Origin of the sequence: Nonomuraea phyllanthi (assembly GCF_006334985.2) — a bacterium.
GTDB lineage: Bacteria > Actinomycetota > Actinomycetes > Streptosporangiales > Streptosporangiaceae > Nonomuraea > Nonomuraea phyllanthi.
The window spans coordinates 28,741-53,279 of record NZ_VDLX02000002.1 but is presented as its reverse complement, the minus strand read 5'-3'; the positions used below and the strand labels follow the sequence as shown (position 1 = coordinate 53,279).

Genomic DNA, 24,539 nt, shown 5'->3' with positions numbered 1-24,539 from the left:
TCGGGAGTCGGGTGGGCGTGTACGCGGTAATCCAGGGGCGAGGTGCCGCTCCGCGCCGGTAGCCTTTGGCTTGTGATTGACCTGCGTACCCTTCGTGAGGATCCCGACCGACTGCGGGCGTCGCAGCGTGCCCGCGGCGAGGACGACTCCGTCGTCGACACGCTGCTCGACCTGGACGAGCGCCGCCGATCCGCGCTGACCTCGTTCGAGTCCATGCGCGCCGAGCAGAAGAGCATGGGCAAGTCGGTCTCCAAGGCGCAGGGGGAGGAGAAGACCGCGCTGCTCCAGCGCGCCAAGGACCTCGCGAGTCAGGTCAAGGCCGCGGAGGCCGAGGCGGAGAAGCTGGCGGGCGAGCTCGACGAGCTCCTCCAGACGGTGCCCAACATCGTGGAGGAGGGCGCGCCGGAGGGCGGCGAGGACGACTACGTCGTGCTGGAGACGCACGGCGAGCCCCGGGTGTTCGACTTCGAGCCCAAGGACCACCTGGAGCTGGGCGAGGGGCTCGGCGCCATCGACATGGAGCGGGGCGCCAAGGTGTCCGGCTCGCGGTTCTTCTTCCTCAAGGGCCTCGGGGCGCGCCTGCAGCTCGGCCTGCTCAACATGGCCATGCAGCAGGCGATCGAGGCCGGCTTCACGCCGATGATCGTGCCGGTGCTCGTCAAGCCGGAGACCATGCAGGGCACCGGCTTCCACGTGGCCCACGACAAGGAGATCTACCGCCTGCCCGAGGACGACCTCTACCTCGTCGGCACGTCGGAGGTCTCGCTGGCCGGATACCACTCCCAGGAGATCCTCGACGCCGGTGACCTGCCGCTGCGCTACGCCGGCTGGTCGTCGTGCTTCCGCCGCGAGGCCGGCTCGTACGGCAAGGACACCAGGGGCATCATCCGGGTGCACCAGTTCGACAAGGTCGAGATGTTCTCGTACGTGCGTCCGGAGGACGCCCACGAGGAGCACCTGCGCCTGCTCGACTGGGAGAAGGAGATGCTGGCCAAGATCGAGGTCCCCTACCGCGTCATCGACACGGCGGCGGGCGACCTCGGCATGTCGGCCGCCCGCAAGTACGACTGCGAGGCGTGGATCCCCACCCAGGGCCGCTACCGCGAGCTGACCTCGACCTCCAACTGCACGGAGTTCCAGGCGCGCCGGCTCTCCGCCCGCTACCGCGACCAGGACGGCAAGCCGCGGCACCTGGCCACGCTCAACGGCACGCTGGCCACCACCCGCTGGCTCGTCGCGATCCTGGAGAACCACCAGCAGGCCGACGGCTCCGTGGTGGTTCCCGAGGCGCTGCGGCCCTACGTGGGTCTCGAGGTGCTGGAGCCGTCCAAGTAGGACCGGCGGCGGGCGTCGTGCCTGATCAGCAGGGCGCCCGCCAGCACCACGAGGCCGGTCAGCAGCACGGCCAGCGCGACCGCGACCCAGTAGGGTCCCGGGGCGCCCTGTGACCAGCCGTAGAAGGGCGTGTAGACGCCCGCGAAGACCAGTGGCGCGGCCACCAGGCCGACGGCCACATGAGCGCCCCGCGCCCGGCCCGTGCAGGCCAGCACGAAGGACACCAGCACGCCGACCACGGTGACGAGCACGCTGCCGCCGATCAGCGGCACCAGTTCCGACCAGCTGAGCGAAGGCATGAACGCCTCGGTGGTGGACGAAGCGGGCGCGCTCGCGCTGATGAGCATGGTGAAGAGGCCCAGGCAGGCGGCCGAAGCGAAGATCATGTACGCGAGGTGGAACCGGCGCAGCCCCGCCCCGACGCCGCCGAACAGCATGCAGGCGGCCAGGAAGATCGCCACGATGAACTCCAGGGTCAGGTCGACCTCAGCGGCCGGTTCCTCCGTCCCGCCGGGCCAGCCGAGCCGCTGCCACTGCCCGGAGACGTCGCGTACGAGGATGCCGTCCAGGCCGTTCGCGACGACCACGACGTGGCCTCCCGGGCGGGCCTGCACGGCCAGCCCCATGGAGCTCTGCCCGGGGATCCCCGAATAGCGCCTGGCCATCCGCTCGCTGTCGCCCTGGCTCATGGCCCACGACGGCTCCCACGTCCTGCCGCCGTCGTCGGACTGCTCCACGGCCATCCGGTCCTTGACCAGCCGGTAGCACCGCGTGGCCTGCCTCGGCACGCAGGCGGCGCTCTGAGGCGAGGGCCTGCCCTCGGGCGGGCTGTCGTACGACTCGGACCAGGTGGCGCCCCCGTCCTCGGAGACCCGCGTGACGCCGCTCGTCACCTGGACGGTGATGCGGTCCCCGTCCACGTCGACCGAACGGGCGGTGGGCATGGGCGCCGCCGACGTGGCGGTGACCGCGAGGACGGCCAGCGGCATCGTGACGACGACCCGCCAGCGCGAGGAGCCCGACTCCAGGCTGCGACGGCGTACCCACCACGCCAGGGCGAGCGCCGGCAGCGCCAGGAGGTCCGTGGGATCGGCCAGGACGCGCGACGGACCCGCCACGAGGGTCCAGACATGGGAGGCCGCCTCAGCGCCCGTCTCCGTCGTTTTCACGAGCGCGAAGAGCACCCCGGTCAGTACGGTGGCCGCCAGGTCGGCCCGCCGCCAGAACAGCAGGGCCACCAGTGCGGGGGCCGCGACGAGCCCCGCGACGTCGCTGAGCTTGCCCGTGACGAACCCGGGCCAGGCCTGCTTGAGCAGATGGTCGTTGACCAACAGCACGAAAACCCCGGCAACGGTCACAGGGTGGCATAACCAGGCGTACCTCATGTAGAGGTGGATGATCGGAGGAGGCGGAAGGTTCGCGGCCGTGACCAACCCGGAACACGCAAAAGACCGAGGCCCGCTGGAAGCGAACCCCGGTCTGTCTAGCTGTTACAGGTCAGATGGCTCGGACCTGAGAGGCCTGCGGCCCCTTCTGGCCCTGCGTGATCTCGAACTCGACCCGCTGGCCGTCTTCAAGGCTGCGGTAGCCGTTGCCGACGATCTCGGAGAAGTGCACGAACACGTCCGGCGCACCGCCGTCCGGGGCGATGAAGCCGAAGCCCTTCTCGGCGTTGAACCACTTGACGGTTCCCTGAGCCATAAAAGCTCTCCCTCAGGATGTGAATCTATGGGACCCACACCTCGTGGGTCCCGGTGTGTCGTACAGCAAGCACCCGGGGTGGCTCAGACAAAGTCATGCTGGTTTTCACTACGGGATCAGCTAATACAACGCCATCACATCTAACACCATTCTGGAGCGTTGGTGTTCCCGTACCAACGAAGATTTCTGTCAGGCGGCATCACCGGGCAAACTGGAACCTGTTATGCACAGCCTTCCCACGCCCCGTCTTGTGGCCACCGACCTCGACGGGACCGCCTTGCGCACCGACGGAACCGTGTCTCCCCGCACTGCCTCGGCCTTCGCCAAGGTCGAGGAATACGGAGGGATGCTCGTGTTCGTGACGGGGCGGCCGCCGCGGTGGATGGGCGGGGTCGCGGGTGCCGTACGTCACCGTGGGCTCGCGATCTGTGCCAACGGCGCGCTGATCTACGATCTCCATACCGAACGGATAGTGGAATCCCACCTGATCACCGTGGACGTGCTCAGGGAAGTGGTGGCTCAGCTAAGAGCGAACGTGTCCGATCTCGCATTTTCGGTCGAGTATGAAGTGGGTTTTGCGCATGAGTCCGATTTCCTCCTCGGTGGCCTGGACAAGCACACTCGGGGGGTATGCGTTGACTCCGTGACCGCGCGCCCGTGCGCGAAGCTGCTCGCGCTGCACCCCGGCATGGACCCCGACGAGTTGCAGGACACCGTGCACCGGCTGGTGGGCCATCTTGTGACGGCCACCCACTCCAGCCGCAAGGGGCTGATCGAGATGAGCGCTCAGGGCGTGACGAAGGCCACGGCCCTCGCGGCGCTGGCCGGGCAGCACGAGATCAGGGCGTCGGAGTCGGTCGCGTTCGGTGACATGCCGAACGACCTGCCCATGCTGAGCTGGGCAGGTACGTCGTACGCGGTCGCCAACGCGCACCCCGACGTGCTGGCTGCGGTCGATCACGTGACCGCGGCCAACGACGAGGACGGCGTCGCGCAGGTGATCGAGCGCCTCTACAGGTAGGGGCCCGAGCCGCCGTGCGGACGCTGCTGCTGGTCGTCACCGGGCGGCACGCCGGGCAGCGCCCTGCGCATCTGCTCCAGCTGGGCGCGGGCCGCCATCTGCTGCGCGAACAGCGTGGTCTGGATGCCGTGGAACAACCCTTCGAGCCAGCCGACCAGCTGGGCGTGCGCGATGCGCAGCTCGGCCTCGCTCGGCGGCGCGCCGTTCTCCTCCGTGAAAGGCAGGGACAGCCGCTCCAGCTCGTCGACCAGCTCCGGCGCCAGGCCGTCCTCGAGCTCCTTGATGGAGGACTCGTGGATCTCCTTCAACCGCTTGCGGCTGGCCTCGTCGAGCGGAGCCGCCCGGACCTCGTCGAGAAGCTGCCTGATCATGCTGCCGATGCGCATCACCTTGGCGGGCTGCTCGACCAGGTTGGTGACCGACCGGTCGTCTTCGCCGCTATCGCCCTGACCTTGGAAGTCGGGGCCCACCACCACGATGTGGGGGGTGTTGTTGTCCTCAGCATTCATAACACTCACCGTACTAGCAGGATCTTGCCGACGTGTTCTCCCGAATCCAACATTCGGTGCGCTTCGGCGGCGTCCGCCATCGGCACCTCGGCGTGCACCACGGGACGCACCGCTCCGGCGCTGACCAGCGGCCACACGTTGTCCACGACACTACGCACGATGGCGCCCTTCTCGTCCACGGGACGCGAGCGGAGCGCGGTGGCGTGGACGGCGGCGCGCTTGGCGAGCAGGGCGCCGAGGTCGAGCTCGGCCTTGCGGCCGCCCTGGAGCCCGATGACCACGAGCCGGCCGCCGGTGCGGAGCGCGCGTACGTTCCCCGCGAGGTATTTGGCGCCCATGATGTCGAGGATCACGTCAGCGCGTACCTTGTCCGCGAAGTCCTCTTCGCGGTAGTTGATGACCTCGTCCGCGCCGAGCTCCCTGACGCGCTCGGCCTTGGCCGCCGTGCCGACGGTCGTGACGACGCGCGAGCCGAGCGCCTTGGCCAGCTGCACCGCGAACGTGCCGATCCCGCTGGCCCCGCCGTGCACCAGCAGCGTCTCGCCCTTGCGCAGCCGCCCGATCATGAAGACGTTGGACCACACCGTGCACGCCACCTCCGGCAGCCCGGCGGCCTCCCGCAGCGGCACCCCGTCAGGCACCGGCATGACCTGCTGCCAGGGCACGGCTACGCGCTCGGCGTAACCGCCGCCGGCCAGCAGCGCGCACACCTCGTCGCCCGGCCTGAACTGCTCCACGTCCGCGCCGACCTCGGCCACCACGCCCGAGACCTCCAGCCCCGGGTATGGCGGCGCGCCGGGCGGGGGTTCGTAAAATCCCTGTCTCTGCAGCACATCGGCACGGTTGACCGCCGAGGCGGCCACCTCGATGAGCACTTCCCCCCGCTCGACGCGCGGGTCAGGCGCCTCACGCCACTCCAGCACCTCGGGTCCGCCGGGCTCGGCGATCTCAATGGCTCGCATGCGAACTACGGTAGCCGGGCAAAGAAGTTGTGGGTTGCCGGGCTCCGCGGCGGCGCGTCACGTTAATCTGCAAGGTATTTGCTGCCCCTTTAGACCCACCCGAGGGGGAACACGGTGGCAAGACACGATCGAGAGGAATCGCTCGAGGAACAGCTGGCGTGGCTCGACGCGATCAAGGAGTCGGAGGAGGCTCCCGTCCCCGTCAGCGCCTCGGCCGCAGCGGCCGACGAGCCGGTCGCCTCGCCGTACCCCCAGGACCCGTGGCTGCTGGTGCCCGCGCAGCACGACACGCCGACGCCGCCGCTGTTCCGCGCGGCCGTCGACTCCGTGTACGGCGCCGCGGCGGCCGAGGACCTTCCCGAGAGCGAGGCCGAGGCCGCCGAGTGGCTCGGTACGGCCGGCACGACCGGTGCCGCCGGGGGCACCGGGACGAAGGAGGCGGCCTCGACGCCGGGCGCGGACGACCCGTTCCACGCTCCGCTGAGGCCGCTGCCACGTCCCGACGACACCGACTCGTACTCGCTGTCGTTCACGCCTCCTGAGCCCGTCGAGCCGCCCGCCGCCGAGACGGCGGCGGGCGAGACGGCGGAGTCGTCCTGGTCGACGGTCCCCGAGTGGGCGCGCGCCCCCGAGCCGGAGGCCGCCGACGACTCCTCGGAGGCCGAGCGCCCGGAACCGGAGTCCTCCGACACGCTCCCGAGCATCCAGCCACCGAAGTGGACGGAGCCGGAGGCCGCGCCGGCCGGCGAGGAGCGCACCGAGGAGGACGAGCAGCCCGAGCACACCGTGCCCGATGTGCGCCTTTCTTGGACCGAGCCGATCCTGCCGCTGCCCGCCAAGGAGACCCTGGAGTCGCCCGAGCGGCCCCAAGAGCAGGAGCGCGAGCCCGAGAGCGCCCCGCAGCGGGATCGTCCGCTCGACGTGGAGCGCTCCCGCCAGGAGGAGCGCCCGGCCGACCAGCCCGAGCAGGGGCGCGCGGCGCGTCCCGAGCAGCCCGAGGGCCGCCATCAGGAGGAGCGCCCGCAGTGGCCCGAGCAGCAGAACGAGTGGCGCCCCGCCGACCGGGAGCTTCCCCCACCGGCTGAGCAGCAGCCCGAGTGGGGTCCCACCGAGCAGCAGAACGAGTGGCGCCGCGCCGACCGGGAGCTTCCCCCACCGGCTGAGCAGCAGCCCGAGTGGGGTCCCACCGAGCAGCAGCCCGAATGGCGCCCGGCCGACCGGGAGATCCCCGCCGGGCAGCAGCAGGCGTGGCGTCCCGCCGACCGCGAGATCCCGCCGCCGCCCGAGCGGCGCCGCCACCAGGCGCCGATCCCGGTGTTCACCGCCCCGCCGCGCCCCCCGGTCACCGGCCGGCCCACGGCGGAGAGCCTCGACCCCGAATACCTGCTCCGCGGACGGCGTAACGCCCCCTCCAAGGGCTGGCGCCGCATGGTCTACAAGGCGTCGGGCGGCTGGATCAAGCCGGGCGAGCCGCCGGAGGTGCGCCGCCGCCGCGAGCTGATGACCAGGGCTCGCACCCCCGTCACCACCGGCCACCACAGGGTGGCGGTGCTGAGCCTCAAGGGCGGCGTGGGCAAGACCACGACCACCGTCGGCCTCGGTGCCACCCTGGCCCAGATCCGCGGCGACCGCGTGATCGCGGTGGACGCCAACCCCGACCGCGGCACCCTGTCCGACAAGCTCGTCCTGGAGACCTCGGCCACCGTGCGCGACCTGCTCAACGAGCGCGACCAGGTCAAGCGCTACGTCGACATCAGGGCGTTCACCTCGCAGGCGCCGTCCCGGCTGGAGGTGCTCGCCTCCGACCGCGACCCGTCGGTGTCGGAGGCGTTCAGCGGCGCCGACTACCAGGACGTCTCCCAGGTGCTGGAGAACTTCTACTCCATCTGCATCACCGACTGCGGAACCGGCCTGCTCCACTCGGCGATGGGCGGGGTGCTCGGGCTGGCCGACCAGATCGTGCTGGTCAGCTCGCCGTCCGTGGACGGCGCGCGGGCGGCCTCGGCGACGCTCGACTGGCTGGAGGCGCACCACTACGGCGACCTGGTGAAGAACGCGACCGTGGTGCTCTGCAGCGTGCGGCCGCGTACGAAGTCGGCGGTCGACATCAAGAAGCTGGAGGCCCATTTCGCGGCCAGGTGTCGCGCGGTGGTCCGGGTGCCGTACGACCCGCACCTGGAGGAGGGCGCGGAGATCGACCTCGACCGGCTCCAGGAGCCGACCAGGGAGGCCTACCTGCAGCTCGCCGCCTGCGTGGGCGACGGCTTCGCGGGCGTCCGCGAGTGATCGGAAGGTGATCGGGCCGGGCTCACCCGCTTGTCGATCGGTCACGCTCCGGTGAGCATGGTGTCATGCCGATCACCAACTGGCTCGCCATCGCCGGTCTGCTCCTGTGGCTTGGCTTTGAGATCGCACTCCGCCGCCGTGCCGCCGCCGACGGCCCGGACGACCGTGGCGGTGACAGGGGTAGCACCTTGCTGCTCGTCGCCGCCTACAACGTGGCCATCGTGCTCATCGTCGTGCTGGGACTGCTGGGAGTCGGATGGCTGCCGGTCGAGGTGCGCTGGGTGGGGGTGGGGATGATGGCGGCCGGGCTGGGGCTGCGCGCCTGGGGCATGATCACGCTCGGGGCGTACTACACCCGAACCCTGCACGTGACGGGCGGCCAGCACGTGGTCACGTCCGGGCCGTACCGGATGATCCGTCATCCCGGATACGCCGGCAGCCTGCTCGTCTGGACGGGCTGCTGCGTGGGCTGCGGCAACTGGATGGCCTTCGCGGTCGTGGGCGCGCTCATGCTGGTGGCCTACGGCTGGCGGATCCGCTCGGAGGAGCTGCTGCTGGTCGACAGGTTCGGCGATGAGTACGCGACCTACCGCGGGCACACTGCCCGGCTTGTCCCGTTCGTGTATTGAACTCTGGCGGAGGGTGTGGGATTCGAACCCACGAGGCCATCGCTGACCTGGCCGCTTTCAAGGCGGCTGCACTCGTCCACTATGCGAACCCTCCCGTGCGGAAACCACGATAGCGGCTGTGGTGACAGCGGTGTACGTTCAGGAGGTGGCAGATCTCAACGTCGAGGTGGAGCGCGGTGACGCGGCCGCGCTCGTGCGCCTCGACGGTGACCTCGACAAGGTCACGGCGCCGCAGCTCAGGCACTGCCTGGCCGCGCTCCTGGAGGAGGGGCGGGTGCAGTTCGTCCTCGACATGGGGGAGCTGGAGTTCTGCGACTCCAGCGGCCTGTGGGCGCTGGTGGAGCACCAGCGCCGGGTCTCCGCGCAGGCCGGCTCGTTACGCCTGGTCGGGGTGCACGGGGTCTTGCAGAGGGTCCTCGACGTGACGGGGCTCAAGGCCGCCTTCGACGACGTACTTTGACGTGCTCCTCTAAGGCTTGCCGAGCTGGGAGAGCAGCCACGTCGGGCCGGTGGTCTCGGCGCCCAGCCCGCGCACCCGTTCGCGCAGCCCTCGATCGGCGGTGACGACGAGCACGCGCTCCCACGGCTTGGCCCGCCGCACCACGTCGACGATCGCGTCGTCGCCGCTGCCCGTGGCCGCGACCACCTGGATGCCCGGCACGGCCGGCGCGCTCCTGGCGGCGCCCTCCACGACCGCCACCACGCGCGGATACCACTGCGAAAGCACGGGATGCGCCAGCCGCACGCCCGCCACGGCCTCGAGCAGCCGGGTCGCGGCCCCGAGCCGGTCGCGCCACCAGCCGTGCTCGGCCCGCGCGCCCACGATGTTGGCCACGTCGAGGACGACGGTCTCCGGCCTGATCGCCACCTGGATGTCGCTCCAGGTGGCCGCGAAGCCGGGATGCAGCTCGCGGTCGGTGACCTCGGGCAGCGGCAGCCAGCGCAGCTCGTCGCTCTCGCCGTTGGCGGGCGCCGCGGCCAGCAGCTCGGCCGACTCGGCGATCACCGTCTCGAACGCCCACCCGCCGTGGTCGTCGCGGAAGACGCCCTGCACCCGCAGCGCGTCGCCGGTCAGCGCCGCCTCCTCGTGGGCCTCGCGCAGCGCGCTGGTGACGGCGTCCTCGTGGCTGTCGCGCGCTCCTCCCGGCAGCCCCCACGTGCCGCCGTGGTGGCTCCAGATGGCGCGTTTCTGCATCAGCACGTACGGCACGCCGAGCGCGTCATGGTGCACGGCGAGCAGCCCCGACGCGCCGTGCAGCCCCCAGTGCCGATGGCCTTGCGAGCACTCGGCCCAGCCGTCCCCGTCCTTGGCGGTCATGGGATGATTGTCTCAGCCTCCGCCCTTGCTGAAGTGCTGCAGGTCCTTGGTGCCCGACCAGTAGCCGCCCCACTCCCAGCCGACCTGGGCGAAGGCCTTGACCACCTTGTCGCCTGGGTTGATCACGCCCTTGCCCTTCATGGGCCGCTCGGTGTACTTCTTGGCGTTCTCGTGCGCCGTGCCGCCGTCCGCGGTGACGTAGGGGTTCTGGAGCGGGTTGAGGTCGATGGCCTCCCCGTACGCGTGGTTGGACCAGTTGCTGGACCCGGTCGCCTTGCGGCAGTTGAAGGCGGAGGTGTTGTTGGCGTCGATCGAGGCGTAGTCGTCGGCCTTGTACGCGTCCACCAGCTTCATCTGCTTGATCGGCCAGCGCCAGTCGTACAGCTTCCTGAAGACCGTCACGACGTCGTCGGTGACCGTCTTGCGCACCACCATCTCGCCGGTGTGCGGCTTGTCGTCGAAGCCCCAGTACGACATGGTGATCAGCCGGAGGTCACGGTAGTGGACCGGGCAGCCGGGGCGCCACGAGTACGGCAGGCGGTCACGGGAGACCCGCGTGACCTTGGCGCTGAACTTCGGCGGGCCGGTAGGGCTCGGAGTGGCCGTGGGTGTGGCCGTGGGTGTGGCCGTGTCGGCCATCTCCTGTGCGGGAGCGGGCACCTGCGAGGAGGAGCCCGCGGTGGCAGGGGCCCGCGTCGTCCCGCACGAAACGGACGCGAGCACCACGAACGCCATGGCGGCAGCACGTTTCATCTCGCCACCATATGCGACGTTCGGGCAGCTCAGGGCACTATCAGCGCCATACGGCGAGCTCGTTTCGCTGCCCCGACCGCCGCGATCAGGGCACGATCAGCACGGTGTGGCGAGCCCGTTTCGCCAGCCTGACCGCCACCGAGCCGTGCCAGGTGGAGCGCGAGTGCCCCACCACGATGGCGTCGGCCATGTGAGCGTTGGCCAGCGTCTCCAGCTCGCGTGCCGCATCACCCCGCACGCTGACGAACTGCCAGGGGACGCCCGCGTCCTTCAACTCCTCCCGCAGGTCCTCGGTCAGGTCGGCCGCCGCGTCGGGGATGATGGGCGATCCGGCGAAGAACCACATGGGGGCGCCGTTGAGGGACTCCACGAAGACGATGAGCAAGGAGGCGTTGTCTCTCCGGGCGAGCCCGGCCGCGTACGCGAGCGCGTTGCGGCTCGGGCCCGATCCGTCGAAGCCCACCACGAGCAGGCCGGCGCCGTCCTTGCCGATCTCGAACTGCCCAGCGGGGAGCCTACCGGTCAGGGGCTCCCACGAGGAGGGGTCTGGGTCACCGCTGAACACGGCACGCTCGCGTCAGGCGTCGGAGTGCTTGCCGCGGCGGGCCAGCTCGCGCAGGGCGTCGGCCGCGTAGATCACGAGAGACACGAACGAGATGGCGGCGAGCGAGCCGCCGAGCCACAGGTCGTTGACCGTCGCGTCCACGTAGGTGGCGCCCCTCGCCTGGTAGCCGACCGCGAACGGCGCGGCGACCAGCCACAGGCCGCCCAGGAACAGCACGACGAGGGCGATGACGCCCAGCTTTGCCTTCATCGGTTCTCCTCCACTCCGACCAGGGGAGCCTTGCCGTTCCTGCGGTGCTCACCCGAGTTGCTGAGGTCTTCGCGCAGCGCCTCGACCAGCGGCGCCAGCAGGCTCGCCAGCTCCGCGGAGGACGCCTGGGGCGCGGGGACGGGCACGGGCTCGGGCTCCGGCTCGGCCTTGCGCTGGCGTACCTCCACCAGGCCCCGCACCACGAGCTCCTCGTAGATGGCCGCGGCGAAGCAGATCGCGCCGATGAGCCCCACGACGGCCACGCCCAGGCCGCTGAAGAACTCGGACTGCGTGGCGCTCGTCCAGTCGGCGTTCTCCGGCTGGGTGCCGAGCGCGAAGGGCGCGATCATCAGCCACAGCCCGGCCAGTACGGCCAGGGCTGCCGCGACGGTGCCCACGAACTTGCGAATCATTGTGTGATTCCTCCTGATACGAGGTCTTTCTGCGGTGGCGCGGCTTGGGCGATCAGCGCGCGGGACGTGGGTCGCAGCACGTTGTGTGCGACCGTTCTGGCCCGCTCGCGTTCCGTGCGACCGTCGGGCGGCGCCATCCTGGCGACCGCGGTGAGCAGCGCCGAGCGCTCGCCGTTCACCCGCTCGATGCGCTGGGCGATGAGTTCGAGCAGGAGACCGGCCAGGACCAGGTCGTCCTTGCTGAGCGGTTTCGTCTCCGGAGGGGGAGCCGAGGCGCTGCGCAGCGGCAGTTCCTTGAGGAAGATAGCGGCCACGAAGCCGATCAGCGCGATGGGCACGCCGACCATGAACACGGTCTCCAGACCCCGCGTGAACGCCTCCAGCACGATGTTCTTGATCGGCGCGGGCAGCTGCTGGATCGCGTCGGGGCTGCCGAGCTTGACGTCGCCGCCACCTTGCAGCGCGATGTGCGCGGCCCTGAGCATCTCGGCCATCTCGTCCCTGAGCCGGTTGGTCAGGATCGCGCCGAAGGCCGCCACGCCGACCGCGCCGCCCAGGGAGCGGAAGAACGAGACGCCCGACGTGGTCGAGGCCATGTCCCGCAGCTCCGAGCCGTTCTGGGCGGCCAGGATGAGCATCTGCATGGTCAGGCCGAGCCCGATGCCCAGCACGGCCACGTCGAAGCCGATGAGCCATTCGCTGGAGTCGACGTGCAGCTTGGAGAGCATGAACAGCCCGGTGGCCACGATCAGCAGGCCGACGACCGGGAAGATCTTCCACCGCCCGGTGGCGGTGACGATCTTTCCGGAGACCACACCTGACACGAACAGCGCGATCACCATGGGCAGCGTCATCAGGCCTGACTCGGTCGGGCTGAGCCCCTTGACGATCTGCAGGTACTGCGGCAGGTAGATCATCGCGCCGAACATCGCCATGCCGACGAACAGCGAGGCGAGGCTGGTCAGCACGAACGTGCGGTTGCGGAACAACCTCGGCGGCAGGATCGGGTTACGCGCGGTCCGCTCCGCCACCACCGCGAGGGCCAGCATGAGCAGCGTGATCGCCGCGAGGAAGTACGTCCAGAAGGAGTTCCACTCGAACTCGACGCCGCCCAGGGTCAGCAGCAGCATGAGCCCGCTGGCGCTGGCCGTGATCGTGGTCGCGCCCCAGATGTCGATCGAGGTGCTGCGCTTGACCTTCGGCAGCTTCAGCACCTTCTGGATCACGATGAAGGAGACCACCGCGAACGGCACCACGACATAGAAACACCAGCGCCATCCGAGCCAGTCGCTGTCCACCAGGAACCCGCCGAGCAACGGCCCCGCGACCGTGGAGATGCCGAAGACCGCACCCATGTAGCCGGAGTAGCGGCCGCGCTCGCGGGGCGAGACGATGTCTCCCAGGATCACCTGCGCGAGTGCCGACAAACCACCCACACCAAGGCCCTGTACGGCCCGCGCCGCGATGAGCTGGCCCATGTTCTGTGACAGACCGGCCACCAGCGAGGCCGCGACGAACAACCCCAAGGCCGTCTGGAAGAGGAGCTTGCGCCCGAAAAGGTCGGACAGCTTCCCCCACAACGGCGTCGAGACCGTCATCGTCAACATGGTCGCCGAGGCGACCCATGAATACTGGTCCTGCCCGCCCAGTTCCCCCACGATCGTCGGCAGCGCCGTGCCCACCACCGAAGTCGAGATCATCGACGTGAGCATCGCGAGCATGAGCCCGGACATGACCTCGAGGATTTCGCGGTGGGTGTACTGCCGCTTCATGGGGGGTGCGGCCGCGATCTGCGCTACCACTACACCACATCCCCTTACTACAGCTTTACTCAGATGAGTATACGCGCGTTTACTAGCCGCGCGGCAAGTGGGTTCCGGTTGAGTAGAGTGCGGGCATGAACGCCCAGGCGACGGACGCCAGGCCACGTGATCGCGAGGCCACCAGGGAGCGCATTCTGTGCGCGGCGCGCACGTTGTTCGGTGAGCAGGGGTACGAGCGAGTGACCGTCCGGATGATCGCCGCGGCGGCGGACGCCAACGTCGCGCTGGTCGGGCGCTATTTCGGCTCAAAGGCCGGCCTGTTCGGGGCCGTCCTGGACGGCGAGCCCACCTTCGGCGACCTGTTCGGCGGCGACTTCGAGGGCCTGCCGAGACGGCTGGCCGAATACGCGGCGGCGCGCATGGAGCAGCCGCCGGAGAGCCCGATCCTGCGCACCCTCGAACGCTCGGCCGGGCATCCCGAGGTCCAGGCGGTGGCCCGCGAGCGTCTCATGACGGCCGTGCTCAAGCCGCTGGAGGAGCGCCTCGACGGCCCCGACGCTCACGCGAGGGCCCGCATGGCGACGGGGACGCTCATCGGCATCGGCGCGATGCGCCGCCGTCTCGGCCCGGAGAAACCCACCCCGGCCGACGTCGACCGGCTCACCGCGGTCTTCGAGGCGTGCTTGAAAGTTTCACCTGCTTAGTCCGGTCTGAGCTGCGCAAACGCGGCACGCAGCGATCGGAGGTCTTTGTGTGGACAGCGACGGCTACCTACCATCCGGGTGCCGGTGGGAGCGCTCCCACATGACGGACGGAGTACTTTCATGTCTCGCAGAAGACCCGTGCTGGCGGCGCTCCTCGCCGCGGTGGCCACGGCCGTGGCAGGCGGGGTCATCATGTCCTCGACCACCACCGCCCAGGCCGCCGACTCCGCTTTCTACGTGGATCCCCAGACCAAGGCGGCCGAGTGGGTCGCCGCGAACCCCAACGACAGCCGTACCCCCGTGATCAGGGACCGGATCGCCGCCGTGCCGCAGGGCCGGTGGTTCGCCTCGTACAACCCCTCCACCGTGCGCGGCCAGGTCGACGCGTACGTCGGCGCCGCCGCCGCGGCGGGCAAGATCCCCATCCTGGTCGTGTACGAGATGCCGAACCGCGACTGCGGCGGCGCCAGCGCCGGGGGCGCGCCGGACCATGCGGCGTACCGCTCCTGGATCGACCAGGTCGCGGCCGGGCTCGGCGGCCGGCCCGCCACGATCGTGCTGGAGCCGGACGCGCTGGCCATCATGACCAACTGCATGAGCTCCTCGCAGCAGGCCGAGGTCAAGGCGTCCATGGCGTACGCGGGCCGGGCGTTCAAGGCGACGTCGTCGCAGGTGAAGGTGTACTTCGACATCGGGCACGACGCCTGGCTCAGCGCCTCGGAGGCCGCCTCCAGGCTGAACGGGGCCGACGTGAGGGGCAGCGCCGACGGCATCGCGGTCAACACCTCCAACTACCGGTCCACACCCGGCCTGGTGTCGTACGCGAAGAGCGTCATCGCGGCGACCGGCGTGTCCGGGCTGAAGGCGGTCATCGACACCAGCCGCAACGGCAACGGGCCGCAGGGCAGCGAGTGGTGCGACCCATCGGGCCGCGCGACCGGCATCTGGAGCACCACGAACACGGGTGATTCCGCGATCGCCGCCTACCTCTGGGTCAAGCCACCCGGGGAGGCCGACGGGTGCATCGCGGCGGCCGGTCAGTTCGTGCCGCAGCGCGCGTACGACCTGGCCGTCGCCGCCGGCGAGCCCACCGACGACCCCCCGACCACGCCGACCGTGACGCCCACGGTCACGCCGACCGTGACGCCCACCACGGGGCCGTCCGGCTGTTCGGCCACGTACAAGGTGGCCAACCAGTGGCAGGGTGGCTTCCAGGGCGAGGTCACCGTGAAGAACACCGGCTCGTCGGCCATCTCCGGCTGGAAGGTCGGCTGGAGCTTCGCGAACGGGCAGACGATCTCGCAGCTGTGGAACGGCAACCTGTCGGGCAGCGGCACCGTCAGCGTCACGAACCTCAACTGGAACGGCTCGCTGGCGCCCGGCGCGAGCACCACGTTCGGCTTCGTCGGCAACTGGAACGGCCAGAACGGCGTGCCGTCGCCGGTGAGCTGCACGGCCTCCTGACCACCCGGCGGGCCCCTTGTCGAAGGGGCCCGCCATGAAATAACGGCGCCTTCGCGGCTGTTGCACAGACCCAGGTCACACCGCACTGCGAAAGGCGCGTACTCATGGCTCTGCCGCTGTCCATCCTGGATCTGGCCCACATCGGCGAGGGAGAGACGGCGGCCGACAGCTTCGCCGCCAGCGTGGCCCTGGCCCAGCGGGCAGAGGAGCTGGGCTACCGGCGGATCTGGTACGCCGAGCACCACAACATGGACAGCATCGCCTCGTCGGCGACCAGCGTGCTGATCGCCCACATCGCCGCCCACACCCGGACGATCCGCCTGGGAGCGGGCGGCGTGATGCTGCCGAACCACTCGCCGCTGACCATCGCCGAGCAGTTCGGCACCCTCGAAACCCTTCATCCCGGGCGGATCGACCTGGGCCTCGGCCGGGCGCCGGGCAGCGACCAGGCGACCATGCGCGCCCTGCGCCGCAGCCCGGCCTCCGCGGACGCGTTCCCGCAGGACGTGCTGGAGCTCCAGGGCTACCTGACGGGCGAGACCCGGATCCCGGGCGTGCACGCCACGCCGGGAAAGGGCACGAACGTGCCGCTGTACATCCTCGGCTCCTCCCTGTTCGGGGCGCAGCTCGCCGCCGCGCTGGGGCTCCCGTACGCGTTCGCCTCCCACTTCGCGCCCGCCGCGCTGGAGGAGGCCGTGGCGCTCTACCGGCGCGACTTCCAGCCGTCCGCCCAGCTGGAGCGGCCGCACGTCATCGCCGCGCTCAACGTGATCGCGGCGGAGACGGCGGAGGAGGCGCAGGAGCAGTTCCTGGCCTCGAAGCGGTTGCGGGTGAGCAGGTTCCTCGGACGGGGGCGCTCGTTCACGACGGAGGAGGCCGACATGATCCTCGAGTCGCCGGCCGGACAGCAGATCGTGCAGATGGCGAAATATTCGGCGGTGGGGGATGTGTCGGAGGTCAAGGCGTACGTCGACTGGTTCGCCGGGCACGCTGACGCCGACGAGCTGATCGTCGCCTTCGCCGCGCCCGACAGGAAGGCGTGGCTGCGCTCGGCCGAGCTGCTGGCGCAGGCGCACGGCCTCTGATCAGCCCGACGGGCGTTACATGTCCGGGGTGCTCATGAGGTGCGGGCCGACGTTCCAGCCGTCGAGCAGCACGCGTCTCTCCTCCTTCGGCACGCCGTCCCACACGCACCGGAGCACCCGTTCCTCGCCGGGCAGCAGGTCGAAGGCGTTGTCGTCCCATCGCGCCCACCCCGGCGCGCTCGCAGGGCGGGCGTCGAGCAGCCGCAGGAACGGCGCCGCCGGCCCGCCCTCGTGCCGCAGCCGCACCGTCCAGGTGTCGCCGGCGGCCTCCAGCCGGGTGGAGACCCGGGCCTCGGGAAGGTCGAGCAGGTCGCCGAGGCCGGAGCCGGTGGTCAGCAGGTAGCGGCTGCCGGTGGACAGGTCGAGCAGGACGAGCCCGCCGTCGCCGGCGCACTTGATCTCGCCGAGCGGGCGCGGCGGCCCCGCCTCGGCCGTCCAGTGCTCCTTGGCGAGCTCGCTCCCGTCCAGGCGCAGGAACCGGGCCGTGACCTCCACCGGGCCGTCCGACCAGGCCCAGACCATGGCCGCGACCTCGCCGTCCACGCGCTGGGCCGGGAGCACGGCGCACGCGTGGGTCTTCCGGTACGCGCGACGCACATAGTGGTAGGCGGCCTTGGGCTCGCCGAAGTAGTCGACGGCGGCCGTGCACCACCCGTTGGGGAAGGACTCGTTGAGCTGCCACGGCAGCACGCCGCAGCTCTCCGGCCTGCGCAGGTTGGCCTCCACGGCGTACCTCAGCCCGTCGGCCTGCAGGAACTGGCTGGCCCTCGACATGGTCGCGAGGTCGCCGATCGCGCCGCCGAACGCCTCCTGGACCAGCGGCTCGTTGTTCCACCAGCGGCCGAGGTGGTCCCACACCGGGCGGCGGGTCGTCGGGAGGTGGCGCTCCTCCGCGGGCACGACCGACTCGATCGCCCGCAGGTTGCTCATCCCCTCGACCCCGAACTCGCTGAGCAGCAGCGACCGGCCCCGGTCGTAGAAGCCGTAGTGATCGGACAGCCCCTGGTGCTCCCACGGCCCGTGCGCGTCGTGCGGGCTCGGGCCGCCGGCCACGTCGGCGAACGCGGGCCCGGAGGGGGAGGTCGGCAGCCAGTGCCGGTCGGGGTCGAGCCGGGTCACCACGTCATGCAGCGCCTGGAGCACGGGGGAGTCGGCGTCGGCCAGCGGCACGCCGTCGGCCCGCTGCAACTCGTTCCCGCCGCACCAGACGGCCAGGCTCGGGTGGTTGCGGCGGGCGGGCACGATCCGCTCGGCCTCCCACGCCATCCGGGAGACGAACCCCTCGTCCTCGCTGGGCACGCTGCGCATGCCGGAGCTGGACTGGGCGAACTCCTGCCAGACCAGGATCCCGAACTCATCACAAAGGTCGTAGAACGTCTCGCTCTCGATGAGCCCGCCGCCCCAGACCCGCAGCATCGTCACGCCGGCGTCGCGGGCCAGCGTGAGCAGGTGGCGCACCTTGTCCGCTCCGACCGCGCCGTAGAGGGCGTCGGCGGGCACCCAGTTCCAGCCCTTGATCGTGATCGGCTCTCCGTCGACGATCAGGCGGTACGGGAGCGCGCCCGCCTGCTCGGCGCGGAACCGCACGTCACGGAAGCCGACCCGGATCCTGCGCTCGTCGCCGTCCACCGTGGTGGTCAGCTCGTAGAGGTAAGCCTCGCCGTGGCCGTTCGGGCGCCACCGGCGGGGCCGCTCGACCTCCAGGACGGCCCGCGCGCCGGTGGCCGTGGCCACCACCCGGCCCTCGGCGTCCCTGAGCACGTGCTCGACCCGGGTCTCGGGGCCGTCCAGCTCCGTGCTCACATGGAGCGTGTCGCCCACGGGGCGGGCCCAGACGTCCGCCAGGCGCGTGGGGCCGGTGACGCGCAGCCGTACGGGACCCCACAGGCCCTGGTGGACCATGCGCGGGCAGAAGTCCCACCCGTAAGTCATCCGACCTTTGTGCACCGCGACCTTGGACGTGTAGCCGACCTGCGGCTCGCTGACGGGCGCCGGGTCGACGACCACCGCCAGGCTGTGCTCGCCCGTCAGGCGGCCGGTCATCTCCACGACCAGCGGGACGTACGTGCCCTCGTGCGTGGCGACGCGCTCGCCGTCGAGGTGGACGGTGGCGGCGTAGTCGATGCCGTCGAACTCCAGGAACGCCCGCTGCCCCTCGCCCAGGTCGGGCGCGCTGACGCGCCTTCGGTACACCCAGGTGCGCTGCGAGACCCACTCCGACTGCAGGCTCTGGCGGCCGACGTACGGGCTGGGCACCTGGCCGGCGGCCAGCAGGTCCGCGAGCACGCTGCCCGGCACCCGCGCGGGGATCCACGTCCCGGCGTCGCGGCCGTCCCTGGCGTGGAGCTGCGCCCGGTGCAGCTGCCAGTCGTCCCCGAGGAAGCCCCGGAGCTCCCATTTCTGATCCATGAGTGCCTCCGGTTGTGGGATCGTTCCCACAGAATCCTAGCCCTTTCCGCCGCCCGACCGCGCACGCCACAATGAGCCCATGTCGGGCTTCAAACGGCTGACCATCGAGGAAGCGCGCACCCTCACCCGTTCCGAGCTCCTGCCGCGGATCGAGGAGGAGCAGAAGTACTGGTACAACCGCATCCGCAGCAGCCGGATGCGGCCGGGGGACGACGAGGCGTTCCGGATCTTCAACAGGATCCTCCACGCCGCCGCCGACCTCGACCGGACCCGTGCCGACACCGAGGCCATGCTCCAGAGCAGGCCCCTCGACGAGGACTACTGGCGCACGCCGCTCGGCGACCTCGGCGTCCTCTGAGTCGCGCACCTACCACCTGAAGCCACGCCGCCACGCTCGTGTATCACCTGAAGCCGCGCCTTCGCACTCGTGCTAAATTGGTCGAGTGACCAACTTGGCCGACCGACCAAATTCGACGCGAGGAGATCGCCGCCGCGAGCAGCTGGTCGAAACCGGCATCGCCCTGCTGGCCGAGCACGGCTGGCCCGGCGTCACCACGCGCGCCGTGGCCGAACGCGCCGGCACCAACCCCGGTCTGATCCACTACCACTTCGGCGGCCTGCCGGGGCTGCACGCGGCCATCTTCCGGCAGGCCACCCACCTCATCGTCGGCCCGATGGTCGCCGAGCTCCTCGGCGCCGAGGACGAGCGGGCGGCGCTGGCCATGATCCGCAGCATGCTCCCCCACACGACCGGCGACGAGCGGACCACCCGCCTGGCCGCCGAGCTGATCGCGGGCGCCACCCGCGACCCCGCCCTGGGCGCCATGCTGCGCGACGAGCTCCGCAAGGCACGCGAGCAGATCGCCGGCCGCCTCGCTCTGCTGCGTCCCGGCCGGCCGCCGGCCTGGGCGACCGGAGTCGCCACGCTGGTCGTCGCCGCCATCGACGGGCTGATGCTGCACCACATGATCGACAGTGATCTTCCCGTGGACGAGGCGCTGTCCTCGGTGGAGAAGCTGCTGGAAGGAGATTCGTGAAGGTTCTCATCTCCGGGGCCGGGATCGCGGGGCTCACGCTGGCGTACTGGCTGCGCCGCCACGGCCACGAACCCGTGGTCGTCGAGCGCGCCCCGCACGGCCGCCTGGGCGGGTACGGCGTCGACTTCTTCGGCACGGGCTACGACGTCGCCGCCCGCATGGACATCCTCGACCGCCTGACGCCGTACCGGTTACCGGTCGACACCGTCGCGTTCGTCGACGCCTCGGGCCGCCCCGGCGCGCGCATGACGGAGGCGCTCCTCGACCGGATCATCAAGGGGCCGCACCTGCCGCTCATGCACACCACCCTGGAAGGCGCCCTCCTCGACGCCGTCGGCGACGACGTGGAGATCCGCTTCGGAGAGTCCATCGCCGCCGTACGCGACACCGGCACGGCCGTCGAGATCGACTTCACGGGCGGTGGCACACAGCGCTTCGACCTGCTGGTGGGAGCCGACGGCATCCACTCCCGTACGCGGGAACTCGTCTTCGGCCCCGAGCCGGGCTTCGCCCACTACCTCGGCTGCCGCCTCGCCTCCTACCCGGTCGCCGACCGCTACGACTGGGGACGGGTGCGGGCCCACTACACCGAGCCCGGCCGGCAGGTCGTCGTCTACCCGACCGGTGAGCCCGGCGAGCTGGTCGCCCTGTTCCTGTTCAGGTCGTCGCACAGTGGGAACGTTCCGCGCGCCGAACGCCCGGAGCTGCTCCGCTCGCGCTTCGGCGGCATGGGCTGGCTCACGCCGTCGCTGCTGGCCGACGCCCCGGACGGGGAGTCCATCTTCATGGACACGATGACCCAGATCGTGATGCCCTCCTGGCACCGCGGCCGGGTGGCCCTGGTCGGCGACGCGTGCGGCTGCATGACCATGGTGTCGGCCCAGGGGGTGTCCATGGCGATGGCGGGCGCGTACCTCCTGGCCGAGGCGCTGGAGTCGGAGCGCGACCACGAGCGCGCCTTCGCCCGCTACCAGGAGCGCATGCACGGCGAGGTCACCCGGCGGCAGCGCAACGCCCTGCGCTTCACCCGGACGCTGGTGCCTGCCTCGCGCGCCGGCCTGGTGGCACAGAACCTGGTCAGCCGGGTCATCATGCGCGAAACGTTCGCACCTGTGCTGCGCAGCCAGTTCGGGGCGGGAAGCATCCTGCCCGCGCGGACTTAGGGTGCTATTCCGGGGAAAGGCCTCACATTCCTTGGTGACGTCGGCGATACCTCTGCGGCAGGATGCCTGCCATGGCACTCACTATCGCCGTGGGCATTCTCGCCGATCCCGAAAGGGACGACGCGGCCGACGAATTCGGCGAGGACCTGGCCGCGATCAGCAAAGCCCTGGCGAAGGCCGGCTTTCCCGCCTGGACGGAACCCGACCTCCCCTTCGACGATGCGGCCGATTTCGACATGTACGGCTACAGCGGGCTGCACTGCCTCCGCCGCCTGGCCGTCCATCTGGCCGAAACGGGAGCGCTCCCCGCGCCGGCCGACGCGGAGGAGGCCGCGGACGACCCCCTGCTGGCCACGTTCTACAGCCGCCATCCCCACCACGCCCTGGAACTCGGTGACCGGGTCACCGTGATCGGCTCCGCCGAGGCGGCGGCGGGCCGCTTCGACCACCTGGTCCAGCACAGCGACTGCGAAGGCTTCTACGTACCCCTCGACTTCGGGCCGATACTGATCGACGACAGGGTCACGGGCGAGTACATCGGCTCGTCCCAGCGGCTGCTGGAGGACTGCCGGCTCATCGCCGAGCGGCTCGGCTTACCGGACGATCTCGACCCGTGGTCCGACGAGGTGGACGAAGCGATGGACGGCTCGAAAGCGGGCAAGGAGGGCTGGCGGCGGTACGGGGTGGAGTCCTTCACCTGCCTGCAGCTGATGGCCGCGGCCCGCCAGTCGATCGCGACGGGCGCCGCCATCGTCTTCTGCTGAGGCACGTCATCCGCACACTCGCGAGCCGCCCTTCACTCACGCCGCCATGAAAGCCGGCTCGGATCGGCCACTCTGACTCCGATTGATCATGCTGCTCCTGCCGGGCCTCGACCCTGCGAAACAACTCGCGGTCGCCGCCGTAATCGCAGGACCCGGCCAGTAACGGACGGCAAGAGGCGGAGTGGCCGCAGCCTCTCCACACGGTGGCCGGATTCGTCTACGGAACCCTGCTGCCGGACGGCGAACTGGCGGGCCACACGATCAGGGAATCGCTCCGCACCCCATCCCTCCAGCTGATCACCAAGGCGACGGCCGCTCTGGAACAGCAGTTACCTGGTTTCACGGACGCCCTGCGAGACTGCGCCGACCGGGGCGACGAGTGGCCGCCGCCTCCACGAGCGACGCCTCGCCATCGTTCGCTTCGCCGACCACGTGCTCACCATGAAGCCTGCGGTGTGACTCGGCCCGCCTGGCGGTCCTCGAGGTATTGGCCCGGGACGTATCCGCCGTGGGGACCGTCATGGCTGTCATGCCGCTCGAGCAGCGCCTCGGCGCCCTTTTCGAGGATCCGGGCCGCGTCCGCCGCACGGGGAAGCATGGTCTTCTCGTACCGGCCGATGGCTTCGCTCACCGTGGCGGAGCCGGCCAGCGCGAGGGCGAGTTCGCAGGCGTCGAGCATGGCCAGGTTGGCGCCGACGCCGAGCGGCGGCATGAGGTGGGCGGCGTCGCCGAGCAGGGTCACGGTCGGTACGGGCTCCCAGGTGTGCGGGACAGGCAGGGCGTACAGGGGGCGATCGAGGTACGGACCGTCATTGTCGGTGATCATCTGTAGCAAGGGCGGCGACCAGCCGGAGAAGGCGTCGAGCAGCCAGGCGCGGATTCCGGCGGTGTCGTCGGCGCTCAGCCCGGCGGCGGCGATCCAGTCGGCGGGCAGGCGCTGGATGATGTAGACCCGGATGTGGTCGCCGCTGTTGCGCTGGGCGAACAGGGCGCGGTCGCCGTCGGCCGCGGTGGCGCTGCCCTGGCCGACGAGCGCGGCGAGGCCGGGGTGCGCGTTCTCGACGTCCTGGAACCAGGCCTCCAGGAAGGTGACCCCGGTGTACTGCGGCGCGGCCGGCGTCACCGCCGGGCGGACCCGTGAGAACGCGCCGTCGGCGCCGATGACCAGGTCCGCCTCGACGGTCGTGCCATCGGCGAAGTGCACCCGTCGCGGCCCGTCGGCCGGGCCGCTGACCTTCTCGACGGCGTGGCCCCACTGCACGGTCCCCGGCTCCAGCGAGCCGAGCAGCAGATCGCGCAGCTGCCCGCGGTCGATCTCCGGTTTGAACAGCTCGTCCTCGCCGGGCACGTGGTGGCCCAGGATCCGCCCCGCCGTGTCCAGCATGCGCATCTCCTGCCCCTCCGGGCGCGCCAGCCTGAAGAACTCCTCGATCAGGCCGGCCTCGCGCAGGGCGAGCTGCCCGTCGTCGGCGTGCAGGTCGAGGGTGCCGCCCTGGTTGCGCGCTCCCGGGTGCGGGTCGCGGTCGTGGACCGTCACCCGGATGCCGTGCTTCTGCAGGATGCGGGCACAGGTGAGGCCGCCGGGTCCTGCTCCGACGATGCCGATTCTCGCGGCGGACGGTGCTGGTGAGTTCATGGTTGGGCCCTCTCGTTCATGACTGGCGCGTACGCGACGGCTGTGGGGCAGCGAGCACTGAGTCTTCAGAAAAGCAGAACGAGTAAAAAAGTGCAACAGTTCAACTTATTGCCCGAGGCCACTTTTGATACGGTGTGCACATGAGCCAGCCCCCTGCCGTCGGTCGCCGCGAGCGCAAGAAGGCGGCCACCCGCCAAGCGATCGCCGACGCCGCCCTGAAACTGTTCCTGGAGCAGGGCTACGACGGGGTGGGCATCCGAGACATCGCCGAAGCCGCCGACGTGTCGACCACGACGCTGTTCAAGCACTTCCCCGGCAAGGAGGCACTGGTCTTCGACAAGGACGAGGACCGGGAGGCGGAGCTGGTCGCCGTGGTACGCGAGCGCCCCGCCGGCCAGGGCATCGTCGACGCGCTCCGCGACCACGTCCTCACGTCGTGGATCCCGATCGCGACCCATCCGCGGCAGCCCGAGTTCACCGATCTCGTGCAATCCACGCCTACGCTGCGGGCGTACTCCGAACGCATGTGGACCCGGCACACCGCCGCCCTCAGCGCAGCCATCGCCGACGACGTCGGCGTCAGCCGCGACAACGTCGCCTGCCAGGCACTCGCCCGCTTCGTCCTGGAAATTCCGGCACTCACCCGCGGACGGCAGGATCCACGAGCGGCCGTCGAGGAGATCTTCGACATCCTCGCGCATGGCTGGCACGCGCCCGGCTAGCCGCACCTCCGGCGCGCGCCAGGCCGTGGGCGCCCGACCGACAGACCCCGA

25 protein-coding genes and 1 tRNA gene are annotated in these 24,539 nt (G+C 70.5%); 13 read left to right on the top strand and 13 right to left on the bottom strand.

Annotation, left to right across the window (positions count from 1 at the left end; genetic code table 11):
- Window positions 1-72: 72 nt before the first annotated feature.
- The gene (gene serS / locus FH608_RS05740) at window positions 73-1,335 is read left to right on the top strand and encodes a serine--tRNA ligase (protein ID WP_139629177.1); all 1,263 of its coding nucleotides are present in this window, start codon (window positions 73-75) and stop codon (window positions 1,333-1,335) included.
- On the opposite strand, the gene FH608_RS05735 is transcribed toward serS, so the two are convergent.
- Together FH608_RS05735 and FH608_RS05730 are read right to left on the bottom strand one after the other, a co-directional pair.
- Entirely contained in the window at window positions 1,299-2,672 is a 1,374-nt protein-coding gene (locus FH608_RS05735) for an exo-alpha-sialidase (RefSeq protein ID WP_139629175.1), read from the bottom strand. The genes serS and FH608_RS05735 overlap by 37 nt on opposite strands.
- A gap of 160 nt (window positions 2,673-2,832) precedes the next feature.
- A complete protein-coding gene (locus tag FH608_RS05730) occupies window positions 2,833-3,036 on the bottom strand; it encodes a cold-shock protein (RefSeq protein WP_043619750.1) in 204 nt (67 codons plus the stop codon).
- A 250-nt stretch (window positions 3,037-3,286) separates the two neighbouring features.
- Here FH608_RS05730 and FH608_RS05725 point away from each other — a divergent pair, with 250 nt between their 5' ends.
- Window positions 3,287-4,057 (top strand): HAD family hydrolase, encoded by a 771-nt coding sequence (locus tag FH608_RS05725; protein WP_317135547.1) that lies wholly within the window; start codon window positions 3,287-3,289, stop codon window positions 4,055-4,057.
- Here FH608_RS05725 and FH608_RS05720 read toward each other — a convergent pair.
- Window positions 4,048-4,566: a bacterial proteasome activator family protein gene (locus FH608_RS05720; RefSeq protein ID WP_139629171.1), complete on the bottom strand. Its 519-nt coding sequence runs from the start codon at window positions 4,564-4,566 to the stop codon at window positions 4,048-4,050. The two genes, FH608_RS05725 and FH608_RS05720, sit on opposite strands and share 10 nt — an antisense overlap.
- A gap of 5 nt (window positions 4,567-4,571) precedes the next feature.
- Window positions 4,572-5,528, bottom strand: coding sequence for an NAD(P)H-quinone oxidoreductase (locus tag FH608_RS05715; RefSeq protein ID WP_139629169.1), 957 nt, complete (start codon window positions 5,526-5,528; stop codon window positions 4,572-4,574).
- A gap of 114 nt (window positions 5,529-5,642) precedes the next feature.
- Between FH608_RS05715 and FH608_RS52445 the strand changes: the two genes are divergently transcribed.
- Window positions 5,643-7,814 (top strand): MinD/ParA family ATP-binding protein, encoded by a 2,172-nt coding sequence (locus tag FH608_RS52445; protein WP_226899031.1) that lies wholly within the window; start codon window positions 5,643-5,645, stop codon window positions 7,812-7,814.
- 65 nt (window positions 7,815-7,879) lie between these two features.
- Window positions 7,880-8,443 (top strand): methyltransferase family protein, encoded by a 564-nt coding sequence (locus FH608_RS05705; RefSeq protein ID WP_139629167.1) that lies wholly within the window; start codon window positions 7,880-7,882, stop codon window positions 8,441-8,443.
- A gap of 4 nt (window positions 8,444-8,447) precedes the next feature.
- On the opposite strand, the gene FH608_RS05700 is transcribed toward FH608_RS05705, so the two are convergent.
- A tRNA-Ser gene (locus FH608_RS05700) sits at window positions 8,448-8,537 on the bottom strand.
- A gap of 51 nt (window positions 8,538-8,588) precedes the next feature.
- Here FH608_RS05700 and FH608_RS05695 point away from each other — a divergent pair.
- Window positions 8,589-8,903 carry an STAS domain-containing protein gene (locus FH608_RS05695; RefSeq protein WP_193318254.1) on the top strand — a complete coding sequence of 105 codons (315 nt, stop codon included), beginning with the start codon at window positions 8,589-8,591 and terminating at the stop codon, window positions 8,901-8,903.
- Between the two features lie 9 nt (window positions 8,904-8,912).
- Here FH608_RS05695 and FH608_RS05690 read toward each other — a convergent pair whose 3' ends face one another.
- The 6 genes from FH608_RS05690 to FH608_RS05665 form a co-directional block, all read right to left on the bottom strand.
- Window positions 8,913-9,761, bottom strand: coding sequence for an NUDIX hydrolase (locus FH608_RS05690; RefSeq protein WP_139629163.1), 849 nt, complete (start codon window positions 9,759-9,761; stop codon window positions 8,913-8,915).
- Between the two features lie 12 nt (window positions 9,762-9,773).
- Window positions 9,774-10,514, bottom strand: a complete 741-nt coding sequence (locus FH608_RS05685; protein ID WP_226899029.1) for a M15 family metallopeptidase — start codon at window positions 10,512-10,514, stop codon at window positions 9,774-9,776.
- A gap of 85 nt (window positions 10,515-10,599) precedes the next feature.
- On the bottom strand, window positions 10,600-11,079 hold the full coding sequence (locus FH608_RS05680) for a universal stress protein (protein ID WP_139629161.1): 480 nt from the start codon (window positions 11,077-11,079) through the stop codon (window positions 10,600-10,602).
- A gap of 12 nt (window positions 11,080-11,091) precedes the next feature.
- Complete coding sequence (locus FH608_RS05675; protein WP_139629159.1) at window positions 11,092-11,328, bottom strand: hypothetical protein; 237 nt, start codon at window positions 11,326-11,328, stop codon at window positions 11,092-11,094.
- Complete coding sequence (locus FH608_RS05670) at window positions 11,325-11,741, bottom strand: hypothetical protein (protein ID WP_139629157.1); 417 nt, start codon at window positions 11,739-11,741, stop codon at window positions 11,325-11,327. The genes FH608_RS05675 and FH608_RS05670 overlap by 4 nt, the downstream gene beginning before the upstream one ends.
- Window positions 11,738-13,513, bottom strand: coding sequence for an MDR family MFS transporter (locus tag FH608_RS05665; RefSeq protein WP_193318310.1), 1,776 nt, complete (start codon window positions 13,511-13,513; stop codon window positions 11,738-11,740). The genes FH608_RS05670 and FH608_RS05665 overlap by 4 nt, the downstream gene beginning before the upstream one ends.
- Before the next feature lie 125 nt (window positions 13,514-13,638).
- Here FH608_RS05665 and FH608_RS05660 point away from each other — a divergent pair, with 125 nt between their 5' ends.
- The 3 genes from FH608_RS05660 to FH608_RS05650 all read left to right on the top strand — a co-directional run bounded on the left by FH608_RS05660 (window position 13,639) and on the right by FH608_RS05650 (window position 16,757).
- Complete coding sequence (locus FH608_RS05660; protein ID WP_139629153.1) at window positions 13,639-14,208, top strand: TetR/AcrR family transcriptional regulator; 570 nt, start codon at window positions 13,639-13,641, stop codon at window positions 14,206-14,208.
- A 120-nt stretch (window positions 14,209-14,328) separates the two neighbouring features.
- Window positions 14,329-15,672 carry a glycoside hydrolase family 6 protein gene (locus FH608_RS05655; protein ID WP_139629151.1) on the top strand — a complete coding sequence of 448 codons (1,344 nt, stop codon included), beginning with the start codon at window positions 14,329-14,331 and terminating at the stop codon, window positions 15,670-15,672.
- 104 nt (window positions 15,673-15,776) lie between these two features.
- Window positions 15,777-16,757 (top strand): LLM class flavin-dependent oxidoreductase, encoded by a 981-nt coding sequence (locus tag FH608_RS05650; protein WP_139629150.1) that lies wholly within the window; start codon window positions 15,777-15,779, stop codon window positions 16,755-16,757.
- A 15-nt stretch (window positions 16,758-16,772) separates the two neighbouring features.
- Here FH608_RS05650 and FH608_RS05645 read toward each other — a convergent pair whose 3' ends face one another.
- Complete coding sequence (locus FH608_RS05645; protein WP_139629148.1) at window positions 16,773-19,166, bottom strand: glycoside hydrolase family 2 protein; 2,394 nt, start codon at window positions 19,164-19,166, stop codon at window positions 16,773-16,775.
- Between the two features lie 79 nt (window positions 19,167-19,245).
- Between FH608_RS05645 and FH608_RS05640 the strand changes: the two genes are divergently transcribed.
- The 4 genes from FH608_RS05640 to FH608_RS05625 all read left to right on the top strand — a co-directional run bounded on the left by FH608_RS05640 (window position 19,246) and on the right by FH608_RS05625 (window position 22,130).
- Window positions 19,246-19,524, top strand: coding sequence for a hypothetical protein (locus tag FH608_RS05640; RefSeq protein ID WP_139629146.1), 279 nt, complete (start codon window positions 19,246-19,248; stop codon window positions 19,522-19,524).
- A gap of 85 nt (window positions 19,525-19,609) precedes the next feature.
- Window positions 19,610-20,203: a TetR/AcrR family transcriptional regulator gene (locus tag FH608_RS05635; protein ID WP_139629144.1), complete on the top strand. Its 594-nt coding sequence runs from the start codon at window positions 19,610-19,612 to the stop codon at window positions 20,201-20,203.
- Window positions 20,200-21,366, top strand: coding sequence for an FAD-dependent monooxygenase (locus tag FH608_RS05630; RefSeq protein ID WP_139629142.1), 1,167 nt, complete (start codon window positions 20,200-20,202; stop codon window positions 21,364-21,366). Before FH608_RS05635 ends, FH608_RS05630 begins: the two co-directional genes overlap by 4 nt.
- Before the next feature lie 71 nt (window positions 21,367-21,437).
- On the top strand, window positions 21,438-22,130 hold the full coding sequence (locus tag FH608_RS05625) for a hypothetical protein (protein ID WP_139629140.1): 693 nt from the start codon (window positions 21,438-21,440) through the stop codon (window positions 22,128-22,130).
- A 436-nt stretch (window positions 22,131-22,566) separates the two neighbouring features.
- On the opposite strand, the gene FH608_RS05620 is transcribed toward FH608_RS05625, so the two are convergent.
- Window positions 22,567-23,766, bottom strand: coding sequence for an FAD-dependent oxidoreductase (locus tag FH608_RS05620; protein ID WP_139629137.1), 1,200 nt, complete (start codon window positions 23,764-23,766; stop codon window positions 22,567-22,569).
- Between the two features lie 140 nt (window positions 23,767-23,906).
- Here FH608_RS05620 and FH608_RS05615 point away from each other — a divergent pair, with 140 nt between their 5' ends.
- Window positions 23,907-24,488, top strand: a complete 582-nt coding sequence (locus FH608_RS05615) for a TetR/AcrR family transcriptional regulator (protein ID WP_139629136.1) — start codon at window positions 23,907-23,909, stop codon at window positions 24,486-24,488.
- Window positions 24,489-24,539: the final 51 nt, after the last annotated feature.